15 protein-coding genes are annotated in these 13,176 nt (G+C 67.4%); 5 read left to right on the top strand and 10 right to left on the bottom strand.

The window, feature by feature from the left end; genetic code table 11:
- Positions 1 to 26: 26 nt before the first annotated feature.
- Positions 27 to 1,625, bottom strand: a complete 1,599-nt coding sequence (gene abc-f, locus E0E30_RS07530) for a ribosomal protection-like ABC-F family protein (RefSeq protein ID WP_130865774.1) — start codon at positions 1,623 to 1,625, stop codon at positions 27 to 29.
- Positions 1,626 to 1,788: 163 nt separating this feature from the next.
- On the opposite strand from abc-f, the gene ypfJ reads away from it, so the two are divergent.
- Positions 1,789 to 2,673: a KPN_02809 family neutral zinc metallopeptidase gene (gene ypfJ / locus E0E30_RS07535; RefSeq protein WP_130865775.1), complete on the top strand. Its 885-nt coding sequence runs from the start codon at positions 1,789 to 1,791 to the stop codon at positions 2,671 to 2,673.
- Positions 2,674 to 2,685: 12 nt separating this feature from the next.
- Here ypfJ and E0E30_RS07540 read toward each other — a convergent pair whose 3' ends face one another.
- Entirely contained in the window at positions 2,686 to 3,114 is a 429-nt protein-coding gene (locus tag E0E30_RS07540; RefSeq protein WP_130866805.1) for a GNAT family N-acetyltransferase, read from the bottom strand.
- 162 nt (positions 3,115 to 3,276) lie between these two features.
- On the opposite strand from E0E30_RS07540, the gene E0E30_RS07545 reads away from it, so the two are divergent.
- The 4 genes from E0E30_RS07545 to E0E30_RS07555 all read left to right on the top strand — a co-directional run bounded on the left by E0E30_RS07545 (position 3,277) and on the right by E0E30_RS07555 (position 5,884).
- Positions 3,277 to 3,636: a hypothetical protein gene (locus E0E30_RS07545; protein WP_130865776.1), complete on the top strand. Its 360-nt coding sequence runs from the start codon at positions 3,277 to 3,279 to the stop codon at positions 3,634 to 3,636.
- A gap of 673 nt (positions 3,637 to 4,309) precedes the next feature.
- Entirely contained in the window at positions 4,310 to 4,519 is a 210-nt protein-coding gene (locus E0E30_RS13485; RefSeq protein WP_210115799.1) for a hypothetical protein, read from the top strand.
- 42 nt (positions 4,520 to 4,561) lie between these two features.
- Positions 4,562 to 5,179, top strand: a complete 618-nt coding sequence (locus tag E0E30_RS07550; protein WP_130865777.1) for a zinc metalloprotease — start codon at positions 4,562 to 4,564, stop codon at positions 5,177 to 5,179.
- 24 nt (positions 5,180 to 5,203) lie between these two features.
- Positions 5,204 to 5,884 (top strand): hypothetical protein, encoded by a 681-nt coding sequence (locus E0E30_RS07555; RefSeq protein WP_210115800.1) that lies wholly within the window; start codon positions 5,204 to 5,206, stop codon positions 5,882 to 5,884.
- Between the two features lie 106 nt (positions 5,885 to 5,990).
- Here E0E30_RS07555 and E0E30_RS07560 read toward each other — a convergent pair whose 3' ends face one another.
- From E0E30_RS07560 to E0E30_RS07595, 8 genes are all read right to left on the bottom strand, one after another.
- The gene (locus E0E30_RS07560) at positions 5,991 to 6,311 is read right to left on the bottom strand and encodes a metal-sulfur cluster assembly factor (RefSeq protein ID WP_130866806.1); all 321 of its coding nucleotides are present in this window, start codon (positions 6,309 to 6,311) and stop codon (positions 5,991 to 5,993) included.
- 95 nt (positions 6,312 to 6,406) lie between these two features.
- Positions 6,407 to 6,880 (bottom strand): Fe-S cluster assembly sulfur transfer protein SufU, encoded by a 474-nt coding sequence (gene sufU, locus E0E30_RS07565; protein ID WP_130865779.1) that lies wholly within the window; start codon positions 6,878 to 6,880, stop codon positions 6,407 to 6,409.
- Positions 6,877 to 8,127, bottom strand: a complete 1,251-nt coding sequence (locus tag E0E30_RS07570; RefSeq protein WP_130865780.1) for a cysteine desulfurase — start codon at positions 8,125 to 8,127, stop codon at positions 6,877 to 6,879. Before E0E30_RS07570 ends, sufU begins: the two co-directional genes overlap by 4 nt.
- Positions 8,124 to 8,894, bottom strand: coding sequence for a Fe-S cluster assembly ATPase SufC (gene sufC / locus E0E30_RS07575; protein WP_130865781.1), 771 nt, complete (start codon positions 8,892 to 8,894; stop codon positions 8,124 to 8,126). Before sufC ends, E0E30_RS07570 begins: the two co-directional genes overlap by 4 nt.
- Positions 8,895 to 8,900: 6 nt before the next feature.
- Positions 8,901 to 9,227 (bottom strand): Rieske (2Fe-2S) protein, encoded by a 327-nt coding sequence (locus tag E0E30_RS07580; protein ID WP_130865782.1) that lies wholly within the window; start codon positions 9,225 to 9,227, stop codon positions 8,901 to 8,903.
- Positions 9,224 to 10,309 carry a SufB/SufD family protein gene (locus tag E0E30_RS07585; RefSeq protein ID WP_130866807.1) on the bottom strand — a complete coding sequence of 362 codons (1,086 nt, stop codon included), beginning with the start codon at positions 10,307 to 10,309 and terminating at the stop codon, positions 9,224 to 9,226. The genes E0E30_RS07580 and E0E30_RS07585 overlap by 4 nt, the downstream gene beginning before the upstream one ends.
- A 166-nt stretch (positions 10,310 to 10,475) precedes the next feature.
- On the bottom strand, positions 10,476 to 11,936 hold the full coding sequence (sufB, locus tag E0E30_RS07590) for a Fe-S cluster assembly protein SufB (RefSeq protein ID WP_130865783.1): 1,461 nt from the start codon (positions 11,934 to 11,936) through the stop codon (positions 10,476 to 10,478).
- A gap of 175 nt (positions 11,937 to 12,111) precedes the next feature.
- On the bottom strand, positions 12,112 to 12,825 hold the full coding sequence (locus E0E30_RS07595; protein WP_280953266.1) for a helix-turn-helix transcriptional regulator: 714 nt from the start codon (positions 12,823 to 12,825) through the stop codon (positions 12,112 to 12,114).
- Positions 12,826 to 13,176: the final 351 nt, after the last annotated feature.

The following is a 13,176-nucleotide window of genomic DNA, read 5'->3' on the forward strand; positions in this document are numbered from 1 at the left end:
GGGGACCGTCGTCCCCGGCCGACGGGTCAGGCCAGGGAGATGAGCTCGGCGTAGTCGGGACTCCACAGGTCCTCGGTGCCGTCGGGCAGCAACAGCACCCGATCAGGCTCCAGGGCGTGGACGGCACCCTCGTCGTGGGTCACCAGGACGATCGCCCCACCGAAGTTCGAGATGGCCCGGAGCACCTGCTCCCGGCTGGCCGGGTCGAGGTTGTTCGTCGGCTCGTCAAGGAGCAGGACGTTCGCCGAGGAGACGACGAGGGTCGCCAGGGCCACCCGGGTCTTCTCACCACCCGAGAGCACCCGGACCGGCTTGTCGACGTCGTCCCTGGTGAAGAGGAAGGAGCCGAGGATCTTGCGCATCTGGGTCTCGTTGAGGTCCTGGGCGGCACTCGCCATGTTCTCGAGAATGGTGCGGTCCATGTCGAGCATGTCGTGCTCCTGGGCGAAGTAGCCGATCCGCAGCCCGTGACCGGCGACGACCTCGCCGGTGTCCGGTTGCTCGACCCCGGCCAGGATGCGCAGGAGGGTCGTCTTGCCGGCGCCGTTGAGCCCCAGGACGACGACCTGGGATCCACGGTCGATGGCCAGGTCGACCCCGGTGAAGACCTCGAGGGAGCCATAGGTCTTGGTGAGGTTGCGCGCCATGAGCGGGGTCCGACCGCACGGAGCGGGGTCGGGGAAACGGATCGCGGCGACCTTGTCGGCGGCCCGCTCCCCCTCCACCGAGGCCAGCAGCCGTTCGGCCCGCCGGGCCATGTTCTGGGCGGCGACGGCCTTGGTCGCCTTGGCGTGGAGCTTGTCGGCCTGGGCCTGGAGAGCTGCGGCCTTGCGCTCGGCGTTGATCCGCTCCTTGTGCCGACGCTTCTCGTCGGCGGCCCGCTGCTCGAGATAGAGCTTCCAGCCCATCGAGTAGATGTCGAGAGTGGCGCGGTTGGCGTCGAGATGGAAGACCTTGTTGACGGTGGCCTCGACGAGTTCGGTGTTGTGGCTGATCATGAGGACGCCGCCCGAGTACGACTGGAGGAAGTTCCGCAGCCACACGATGGAGTCGGCGTCGAGATGGTTGGTCGGCTCGTCGAGGAGCAGCGTGTCGGCTCCGGAGAAGAGGATGCGCGCCAACTCGACCCGTCGGCGCTGCCCACCCGAGAGGTTCTTGAGCGGCTGTCCGAGCACCCGGTCGGGCAGGGCCAGGTTGGACGCGATCCGGGCGGCCTCGGCCTCGGCGCCGTATCCCCCGGCGGCGACGAGCCGGTCCTCGGCCCGGGCGTACTTGGCCATCGCCTGCTCACGCTCGGCGTCGGTGCCGTGGGCCATGGCGTGCTCGAGGGAGCGCATCTTCTCGAGCATGTGGTCCAGCCCCCGCGCCGAGAGGATCCGGTCGCGCGAGATCGTCTCCATGTCGGGATCACGAGGGTCCTGGGGCAGGTAGCCCAGGGTCCCGGTGCGTCGGACGCTGCCGGCGGCGGGCAACCCCTCACCGGCCAGGATGCGGGTGAGGGTCGTCTTGCCGGCGCCGTTGCGGCCGACCAGGCCGATCTTGTCCCCCGCCGTCACCTGGAAACTCACCGGGTTGAGCAGGAGCCTGGCCCCGACCCTGACCTCCACATCCTTGACCTGCAGCACCGGACAATCCTGCCCCGCGTCGGTGCCGGTCCCCAAACCGCGCGTCCCCACGGCCACCATGGACGACGTCGTACCGCTGTCGACGAACAGCCGGCACGAGCTGCCCCGGGCCTCTACCATGGGTCCGCACGGCCCGTGAGGGGCCCGACGGGGAGCCGCCACCATGGACTTCAAGGACGACGCGCAGATCGACCAGGACGCCATCGATTCGAGTGCCTCCAGAGGCGGAGGAGGAGGCGGGCGGATCGCCATCGGCGGTGGCGCCGGCGTCATCGTCCTCATCATCGCCCTGTTCCTGGGCATCGACCCGGCGAACATCCTCGGTTCGGACACCGGTGAGACGGGGACGGGCACCTCGTCCGTCGCGTCGACGACCTCGTGCCGGACCGGGGCCGACGTCAGGAAGGACCCGAACTGTCGGTGGGCGGCGTACGCGACGAGCATCAACCAGTACTGGGCCACCCAGATCGACGGCTACACCAAGGCCCGCGTCAAGCCCTTCACCAACGCCGTCGACACCGGCTGCGGCCATGCCAGCGCCCAGATGGGCCCCTTCTACTGCTCGGCCGACAAGCTCGTCTACCTCGACACGAACTTCCTCGGCGAACTGCTGCAGCAACTCGGTACCCAGACGAGCACCGCGGCCGAGGCCTATGTCATCGCCCACGAGTACGGACACCATGCCCAGGACCTCATCGGGACCCTGTCGAAGGCGCACTCCTCCGGCAGCCAGACCGGCGCTCACTCGGCCTCGGTGCGCCTGGAGCTCCAGGCCGACTGCTACGCCGGGGCGTACCTCAAGTGGGCCGCCGACAACCCGGACGACCTCATCGAGAACGTCACCTCCTCCGACATCGAGAAGATCGTCGCCGCCGCCAAGTCGGTCGGTGACGACCACATCCAGGAACAGCAGCAGGGGCAGGTCGACCAGGACGCCTGGACCCACGGCTCGTCCGCCATGCGGATCTACTGGACCAAGCGCGGGTTCGCCAGCGGATCACCGAAGCAGTGCGACACCTTCTCGACGAACAACCTCGAGGGTCGCTGAGGTCTGCGGGGGTCAGGGCCTGGGCGTCGGCGTGTCTGCACCCGATGCCTCCCGCACCATGGGGACGTGGTCGATCCCGGCCTCCTCGAAGTGCTGTCCGCAGGTGACGAACCCGAACCGTCCGTACCACCGCTCGAGGTACGACTGGGCGTGGATGAGAACGGTCTTGCCCCTGCACAGGTCGAGGGCGTGCTCGACGAGGAGCGCCCCCACCCCGCGCTGACGCCAGGCCGGATCCGTGACGACGCGGCCCAGGGCGACGGTGTCGCCGTCGTCGAGGATGCGCAGGTGCCCAACGACGTCGTCTCCGCTGGCCGCCCACACCAGGACGGTCGACGGCTCGAGCTCGCGACCGTCGAGATCCTCCTCGGTGACGCCCTGCTCACCGAAGAACACCCGGCTGCGCAACCAGAGGATCCGGTACAGGGTCGTCGGGTCCATGGCACCCAGGGGCCGGCTCCGCACGACGACGGGACGCGAATCCCCCGTGGTGGGCGTGAGGGCGAAGTCTGAGGTCATGGCGACATTGTCGCCGTCCCGAGGCGGGTGGCGGTAAGCGTCTCGCCGTGGCCGGGTGGGCACCTGGCTCCGGGAGTTGACACAATGGGACCCATGGCAGCACCCCGTCACGCGGCACCGGAAGAGGACCTTGAACTCCAGGCGGTCACCCGGGCGTGGCGTCGTTACATGGCCTGGGTCATCGTCGGCCTGGCCGTCGCCGTCGTCGGGCTCATGCTCTTCGGGTATCTGTCATGGTGGAGCCTGTGCCGTCAGGTCATCGGTGTGTGCAAGCGTGGGGAACCGGGCATCTTCTGGGGAGCGACCGCCTCGGCCGCCATCCTCGGCGCCATCATCGGAATCCTCTGCCAGGTGTGGGTCGAACGCCGGACGAGCGCGATCATCGCCGCCGGCGCCGCCGGGGTCATCCTCGCGGCCGGGGTGATCTTCTGGTTCGTCGTGTGAGGACGCTCCCCGTCACGTCGTCCCCACGATGACCGCCGAGGCCCGCTGACCGCAACGCGCGCTGGCCGCCGATGCCGCCCTGCCCCCCGACGGCACTCTGCTCCAGAAGCTGCGCCCTGCTCCGGAACCTGAATCCTGCTCGGGAACCTGAATCGGCACCGCGACGCCACTCCACCCCGTGAACCACCGAGCCCACCGGTCAGGGTCGCCACGTGGCGCCAGATACTGCACCCTGCTCCACAATCCGCCAGCCGCTCACCCCCGACGCCCACCCAGCGCCAGAACCTGCACCCTGCTCCCGGTATTCCCGGAGCAACGTCAATGCTCTGGAGCAACGTCGCGTCAGGGCCGGGAACGGTGGTGGTTTCCGGAGCAGAGTCCCTGTCGGCCGCGCCACCATCACCCGGTCGGCCAGACAACCGTGCTAGGCGGGCTGACCCGCGCCAGCGTCTCCACCGACGACGGCGTCATCATCCTCTGCCCCATGACCCGCACCCCACACTCGAGACATCTCGGATGGCGCCACCCCTCGCGAATCCTCGAGGTGAATCGCATAGATGCCATGCCCGTCTCGCACGTCAATCTGGCCCCGGACGACCATCGATGGCTCAGGTCATGAGGAGACTCCACACCACTCACGTGGCCGGAGTCATGAGGATGGGCTCAACCTCGGATGGCTGACCATGCCGCGGCCCGGCACCTGCAATCGCAAAACAGCCGGGCGACACCATCCGAGGCGACCGACACTGTCAACCTCCCCCGCCGCACTCACACGGAAGAGCTAGACTTTCAACAACGTATTCACAGCATGGCGGCGACGGTTCACGTCATCAACACGCCGCCCCCGGACAGGGTCAGAGTCGACCCCGTCAACGACGAATGACAGGTTCAGACGGAGCCACCCCCCACGACGAAGGAACACCCGATGAAGGACATCCTCGCACGAACCAGCCTTTTCCAGACAGCACTGTCGCGAGTCACGCGCATCGTGCCCGCATTGCTGATCATCATGTGCATGGCCATGGCGTCGATCTTGCTTTCCAGCCCGGGCACAGCCCATGCGTATGCGCTGACGGGCTGCAAGTCCACGAACCTGAGCCGCAAGCTTCCCGACTACTACGCGACAGGGATCGGAATGACGGTGTGGTATAGCGACGTTCTCGATCAATCGACTATACATTGGTGGCGAAATGGCGTCAGCGGCGGATTCAAGCGATCTGCGAACTACGACATTCTCGTCAAACGGGAACCAGTTGGGGGCGCCGGCTACTGGATGATGTCATACTGGTCGTGCGATATCTTCGGCCACATGCACGCCCGATCCATCACTGTCAACTCGAAGACCACCGATGGCCTCGAAGCCTGGAAGATCAAGTACATATTCATTCATGAATTCGGGCACCAACTCGGCTTGGCACACACCGACTACGGATGCGGTGTTTCCATCATGCGCGGCAACTCCAATGCCGAGGGCGCCCAGTGCCCAGGGTCGTTCCCACCATGGTCTGACGACCTCAAGGGCTACCACCACATCTACGGCTGACACAGCGAACGAAAGGACTCCACCATGACCCGGCACACCTACACCCGCAGACACGCACTCTTCCTGGGCGCAGGTTCGGTAGCGCTCCTCACCCTCACCAACTGTTCATCCTCCCAGGGCTCGGGCGGCGGTCAAGCAGCCCACGTCCACTTGGCGAGCCCGGCCTGGGACTCCATCGAAGCCATCGCGAAGTACTCCAGCACGGTCGTCATGGGAACCTTCGCCTCCTTCTCCGAGGGCCAGACCAACGTCGGACCGGACGAGACACCGGTCATGGCGAACCTCCGAGTCGGAAAGCTCACGGTGACCCAGGGAGACCTCGCCGGGGAATCACCCCTGACCGTGATGTTCCCCTATCCCATCGAGTCCACACCGGGCGGCATCCAAGTGGAACAGGACGTCGAACAGCCAGCGGCCGTGAAGAAGCAGATCGACGATCTCCAGACGGACGGAACCACCTATCTCATCTTCACGTACAGAACCAAGAAGGAAGACATCCAAGACGCAGAACTCAAGAAACTCAATTCCGACACATATCTGGAAATGGGCGACATGCGGGGAACCTTCGTCGTCAAGGGCGACCGGGCCTATCCGGTCGGGAAACCCGTGCCGTGGGACTCCGCCACCGCGTCGACGACCGCACCACCGGAGAGCTGGCCGGTCGACGACCTCCTCAAGGTGAAACTCGGGAGAGCCTCGTCCTGAGTGGATCCTCTGACACAGCACCTCACCCGGGACGACGACGTGGGGGGTCGGGCGACCACGCCACCCGACCCCCCACGATCCCACGACCTCAGACGATCCCACGTCCTCAGACGTTGAACCCGATGGCCTGCAACTGCGCCCGACCGTCGTCGGTGATGCGCTCCAGACCCCACGGCGGCAGCCACACCCAATTGATCCGCACCGAGGTGACGAGCCCCTCGAGGACGGTCTGGGTGTCGTACTCCAACCGGTCGGTGAGCGGGCAGGTCGGGCTGGTGAGCGTCATGTCGATGACGACCGACCCGTCGTCGTCGATGTTGACGCCGTAGACGAGGCCGAGGTCGACGACGTTGACCATGAGCTCCGGGTCGATGACGTCCTTCATGGCCTCGATGACGTCGTCGACGCTGGGCCTGGCGCTGGGCACCGACGGCGTCCCGCCCTCGACGGCCCCGCCCTGCTTCCCCGACCCGTCGGGGAAGGTGTCGTTGACCAGGTCGGACGGCCTGGTGGTGTCCTCGCTCACGACTGATCCTCCTTCGTCTGCGGCGCGGCGGCCGAGTCCCGGGTGCTCTCCAGGAGGGCGTCCTCCAGGGCCGACCACCCGAGCATGGCGCACTTGACCCGCGCCATGAGCTGGGCGACGCCCTCGAAGGCGACGGCGTCCTCGTACACCTCCTCGTCGAGCTTGACCCGACCGCGCGAGCGCATCATCTCCTGGAATCCGCGGTACAGCTCCTGGGCCTCGTCGATCGTCCGGCCGATGACGAGGTCGGTCATGACGGAGGTCGAGGCCTGCGAGATGGAGCAACCCACCGCGTCGTAGGAGACGTCGGTGATCCGGTCGCCGTCCAGATGCAGCCTCAACAGCAACTCGTCCCCGCAGGAGGGGTTGACCTGGGTCACCTCGGCGGCGTAGCCGTCACGCAGCCCGCTGTGATGCTTCTCCTTGTAGTGATCGAGGATGATCTGCTGGTACATCTCCTCGACGTTCATGAGGCCCTCCCTCCGGCGAAGAAGTCGCGCGCGTGCTCGACGGATTCGACGAGCCGGTCGATCTCCTCGCGGGTCGTGTACAGGTACGACGAGGCGCGCAGCGATGACTGGATGCCCAGCCGCTCGTGCAGCGGACGCGCACAGTGGTGCCCGCCGCGCACCGCGACGCCACGGCCGTCCATGATGCTCATGGCGTCGTGCGGGTGCACCCCCTCGACGGTGAACGAGACGGTGCCCGTGTGGTCGACGGCATCGCGCGGGCCGAGGATGCGCACGCCGCGCACTCCCCCGAGCCCCTCGAGCATGTAGCCGGCGAGCTCGTGCTCATGGGCGGCGATGGCCTCCATGCCGATCCCGTCGAGGTACTCGGCGGCCGCAGCCAACCCGACCATCTGGGCGATCGGCGGGGTGCCGGCCTCGAACCGGTGCGGCGGCTCGGCGTAGGTCGAGTGGTCCATCCTCACGATCTCGATCATCTCGCCGCCGCCGAGGAAGGGCGGCAGCTCGGCGAGGAGCTCGTAGCGGCCCCAGAGGATCCCGATCCCGGTCGGTCCGACCATCTTGTGGCCGGTGAAGGCGACGAGGTCGGCGCCCAGGCTCGACACGTCGACCGGCAGCTGCGGGACGGCCTGGGAGGCGTCGACGACGACGGTCGCGCCGACGGCGTGGGCCTGCTCGGCGATCCGACCCACCGGGTTGACGGTGCCCAGGACGTTCGAGGCCAGAGCCAGCGAGACGACCTTGGTGTGCTCGTTGATGAGCCCCTCACGCTCGGCTGCTGCCAGGTCGAGGCGGCCCTCGTCGGTGATGTCGAACCAGCGCAGGCGGGCCCCGGTCCGCTGGCAGGCCAGCTGCCAGGGCACGAGATTGGAGTGGTGCTCCATGACGGTGACGACGACCTCGTCACCGGGCCCCAGCCTCGACCCCAGGGTGTGGGCGCACAGGTTGAGGGCCTCGGAGGCATTGCTCAGGGCGATGACCTCCTCGGGGCGAGCCGCCCCGATGAAGCGCGCGATACGTTCACGTCCACCCTCGTAGGCCTGGGTGGACTCGAGCCCCAACCGGTGCATGGCCCGGGCGACGTTGGCGTTGTGGTGCTCGTAGTGGTCGGCGAGGGCGTCAATGACGACCTGCGGCTTCTGCGAGGTGTTGGCGGAGTCGAGGTAGGTCAGGGGGTACCTCCCCACCCTCGTCGCGAGGATGGGGAAGTCGGCTCGGATCGCGTCGACGTCGAGGACGTCGGTCATGAGGCGAGCGCCTTCGCGGCCTCGACGTACTTCTCGTACCCGCTGGCCTCCAGCTCCTCGCCCAGCTCCGGACCGCCGGTGGCGACGACACGGCCGTCGACGAAGACGTGCACCCGGGTGGCGTGGACGTAGCGCAGGATCCGCGTGTAGTGGGTGATGAGCATGAGCCCCTTGGCGGGGTCCTCGAGGTAGTGGTTGACGGCCGTCGACACGACCTTGAGGGCGTCGATGTCGAGGCCGGAGTCGGTCTCGTCGAGGATGGCGACCTTGGGATGGAGCAGCTCGAGCTGGGCCATCTCGGAGCGCTTCTTCTCGCCGCCGGAGAAGCCCTCGTTGACCGAGCGCTCGGAGAAGTCGGCGTCGAGCTCCTGGCGGGCCAGGGCCGAGGTGACCTCCTTGACCCAGGTGCGCAGCTTGGGGGCCTGGCCGTCGATGGCGGTCCGCGCGGTGCGCAGGAAGTTCGCCATGGAGACGCCGGGCACCTCGACCGGGTACTGCATCGACAGGAAGAGGCCGGCGCGAGCACGCTCGTCGACGGACATGGCGAGCAGGTCCTCGCCGTCCAGGGTCACCTGCCCGCCGGTGACGGTGTACTTCGGGTGACCGGCCAGGGTGTAGGCGAGGGTCGACTTGCCCGAACCGTTGGGACCCATGATGGCGTGGACCTCACCGGAGTTGATGGTGAGGTTGACGCCCTTGAGGATCTCCTTGGGGCCGGACTCGGTCTCGACATTGGCACGAAGGTCGGTGATCTGCAGGGTTGCCATGGGTGTTCAGGACTCCTTGATGGGATGGGCGGCGTCGACGAGGACGTCGTCGCCGTCGATGGTCACGGGATAGACGGGGATCGGCTCGGTGGCCGGGAGGTTGAGGGGCTTGCCCGTGCGCAGGTCGAACATCGACCCGTGCATGTAGCACTCCAGGGCGCATCCCTCGACGTCGCCGTCGACCATGGGCACCTGGGCGTGCGAGCAGATCGCTCCGACGGCGTGGACGGTTCCCTCGGTGAGGACGAGGACGACGTCGGTCCCCTCGACACTCACCTCGACGGGACGGTCCTCCTCGAGCTGTGAGAGGGCCATGGCCTTGACGGCGCTCATGCCTCCACCTGCTCCGGGGCGGACCCGAGCGTCGCGACGAGCTCGGCCTCGATCCGCTCGATGAGCTCATCGGTCAGCTCGGGCACGCCGATCTTGCGGACGATGTCGGTGAAGAAGCCGTGGACGACCAGGCGCCGCGCCTCGGCCTCCTCGATGCCGCGGGCCTGCAGGTAGAAGAGCTGGTCGGCGTCGAACCGGCCGGTCGAGGCGGAGTGCCCGGCGCCGCGGATCCGTCCGGTCTGGATCTCCAGGTTGGGGACGGCGTCGGCGCGACAGCCCTCGGTGAGGACGAGGTTCTTGTTCGACTCGAAGGTCTCGATGTCCTCGGCGGTCGGCCGGATGAGGACGTCGCCGATCCACACGGAGTGGGCGTCCTGGCCCTGGAGACAGCCACGGAAGTCGACATGGGAGACGGTGCGCGGGGCGTCGTGGTCGACGAAGAGCCGGTGCTCGATGTGCTGGTCGGCGTCGACGAAGTACACGCCGAGCTGGGTGAGGTCGCCGCCGGGGCCCTGGTAGGAGGCCGTCTGCGAGATACGCAGCACCTTGCCCCCGAAACTCGCCTGGGCGGTGCGCACCGTGGTGTCGCGTCCCAGCTCGAAGGCGATCTGGGCGCCGTGGACGGCGTCGTCCTCCCACTCCTGGACGAAGAGGATCGTCGTGTGGGCGCCGTCGCCGATCCGGAAGGTCCAGTTCTCGTCGAGGGCGGCCGAGCCGCGGTAGCGCACGACGATGGTCGAGGAGCTGGCCTCACCGATCTCGACGACGACGTTCTGGAAGACCGCCGTGCCCGGGCCGGTCCCCGACAGGGTGATCTCGACGGGGCTGTCGAGCTCCACCCCGGCCGGCACGACGACCCGCCGCGCCGGGGCCTGGGCGTTGGCCACGGCCAGCACCGAGAGACGGTCCTGCGGGGTCTCGGCGAGATCGCGCAGATCGGCGGCCTCGAGGGCCGTCGTGGTGACGGCGTCCGGACCGGCGACGTGCCAGTCGAGTTCGGCGGCCGTCGGGGCCTCACCGAGGATCGGGGTGAACCGGTCCACCGGCGTGAACCGCCAGATCTCCTCCTGACCGGTCGGCATGGGGTGGTCGGCGACCTGCCACGAGGGCCTGGGGTGGAGGTGGGACTCGACGTCCCCCTCGATGGTGACGTTGTGTCCCCGGTCGGTCGAGGCCTGCGGGGTGGACACGGGTGCGCTCAACGCGTTCTCTCCTTCTTGAGCTGCGTGTTCGGGGTGCCGGGCCGGGTCAGCCGACCGCGCCCTCCATCTGGATCTCGATGAGCCGGTTGAGCTCGAGGGCGTACTCCATGGGCAGCTCCTTGGCGATGGGCTCGACGAACCCGCGCACGATCATGGCCATGGCGTCGGACTCGGTGAGACCGCGCTGCATGAGGTAGAAGAGTTGGTCCTCACTCACCTTGGACACCGTCGCCTCATGGGCCATCGACACCTCGTCGGTGCGGATGTCGTTGTACGGGTAGGTGTCGGAGCGGGAGATGTCGTCGACGAGCAGGGCGTCGCAGCGCACCGCCGAGGAGGAGTGGTGGGCATCCTTGCCGACGGCCACCAGACCGCGGTAGGCCGAGCGTCCACCACCCTGGGAGATCGACTTGGAGACGATCGTCGAGGAGGTGTACGGGGCGAAGTGGACCATCTTCGCACCGGTGTCCTGGTACTGCCCCTCCGAGGCGAAGGCCACCGACAGGGCCTCGCCCTTGGCGTGCTCACCCATGAGGTAGCAGGCCGGGTACTTCATGTTGGCCTTGGAGCCGATGTTCCCGTCGATCCACTCCATGGTGCCGCCGGCCTCGACGTAGGCCCGCTGGGTGACGAGGTTGTAGACGTTGTTCGACCAGTTCTGGATGGTCGTGTAGCGCACCCGGGCGTCCTTCTTGACGACGATCTCGACGATCGCGGCGTGCAACGAGTCGGACTTGTAGATGGGCGCCGTGCAGCCCTCGACGTAGTGCACGTAGGAGCCCTCGTCGGCGATGATGAGCGTGCGCTCGAACTGGCCGAGGTTCTCGGTGTTCATGCGGAAGTAGGCCTGCAGCGGGATGGTGCAGTGCACGCCCTTGGGCACGTAGATGAACGACCCACCTGACCACACGGCCGAGTTGAGGGCGGCGAACTTGTTGTCGCCCAGGGGCACGACGGAGGCGAAGTACTCCTGGAAGAGGTCCGGGTGCTCACGCAGCGCGGTGTCGGTGTCGAGGAAGATGACGCCCTGGCGGGCGAGTTCCTCGTTGATCTTGTTGTAGACGACCTCGGACTCGTACTGGGCGGCAACGCCGGCCACGAGGCGGTCCTTCTCGGCCTCGGGAATGCCGAGCCGGTCGTAGGTCGCCTTGATGTCGGAGGGCAGGTCCTCCCAGGACTCGGCCTGCCGATCGGAGGCGCGCACGAAGTACTTGATGGCGTCGAAGTCGATGGAGTCGAGCTTGACCCCCCACGTCGGCATGGGCTTGCGCTGGAACAGACGCAGCGCCTTGAGCCGCATCTTGAGCATCCACTCGGGTTCGTTCTTGAGGGCCGAGATGCCCCGGACGACGTCCTCGGACAGTCCGCGCTGCGAGGCGGCGGCGTAGGCGTCGGAGTCGTGCCATCCGTACTTGTAGCCGCTCAGGGCGGCCAGGTGCTCGTCCTGGGTGGCTCCGGTGCCGGGCAGCGGCGTCACCGCCGTCGTGGGGTTGTCTAGCTGGGTCATGGATCAGCCTTTCGGATGGATCGCTCGAGGGTGGTGCAGCGGTGGAGTCGGATGGCCCGTGGTCGAGCCGGGTCGGCGCGGCCTCTTCGGACCCGCACGCCGGACCCTCGATTTCACTCGCCCATTGTTGCGTAATTGGCTGTGAGGTCAAAGTCCCCGACGAGAACGGCGTCCGTCAGGGATGCCGCGTTCGCTGACGGATGAGTTCGACGTCGATCGGCACGTGGGTCGTGCACACACCGTCCCCGTGGGCGATGGTCGCCAGCCGCTGGACATGGGACCCGAGGAGTTGTGAGAAGAGTTCGGTCTCGACGTCGCACAACTGCGGGAAGACCTTGGCGACCTCGGCCACCGGGCAGTTGTGCTGGCAGATCTGCCGCCCCAGGGACGCCGGCGTGATCGACGCCGCGTACCCATCGGCCGACAGGGCCCGGGTCAGGGCGTCGACGGGGTCACACGTCGGGTCGGACGCACGCAGCTGCCGGTACCGCGCCTCGATGTCGTCGACACGGGCCTGGGCGACCGCCTTGAGCGCGTCCTGCCCCCCGGCCTCGGCCAGGTGCCGCAGGGCGTTGATGGCCAGCTCGTCGTAGGCCGTGTAGAAATCGGCGCGTCCGGCGTCGGTGAGGAAGAAGACGCGCGAGGGTCGACCCCGCCCGCGGGCACCGAAGACACGCTTCTCCCGCGATCCGACGAGGCCCTCGTCGGTGAGCGACGCGAGGTGTCGTCGGACAGCGGCGGCCGTCAGCCCGAGTCGTTCTGCCAGGTCGGAGGCCGTCGAGGGGCCGTTGTGAAGGATGGAGGACATGACGCGCTCCCGGGTCGAGCCGTCGGAGACCTGCTCCTCGGGTGACTCGGGGGTCTGCGTCGAACCTGCCGAAGATTTCACAACTACATTGTTGCCAAATGGGACGCAGATGCAAGTCCTCCCTCGCACGTCCGGGTCGAGAGCCGACCCACGCGCAAGAGCCCGGCAGACACCCAGAGCCAGATGAAAGATTCATGGCAAGAAGGATTCATGGCAAGAACGACTGGACATCTCTGAAAACTTTTGCAAGACTGTCTCTCGGTTGCAAGGACCGCACTCCCGATGCCGGGTTGTCCAGAACCTGCGCCGCCACAGCTCGACGAAGAGCGTCGAGCAGACCATGAAAGTGAGACAACCATGTCTGACATGTCGCGCCGTTCCATCCTGCTCGGTGGCCTCGGCCTCGCCGCCGTCGGTGCTCTCTCGGCCTGC

Source organism: Acidipropionibacterium timonense (assembly GCF_900605005.1).
Lineage (GTDB): Bacteria > Actinomycetota > Actinomycetes > Propionibacteriales > Propionibacteriaceae > Cutibacterium > Cutibacterium timonense.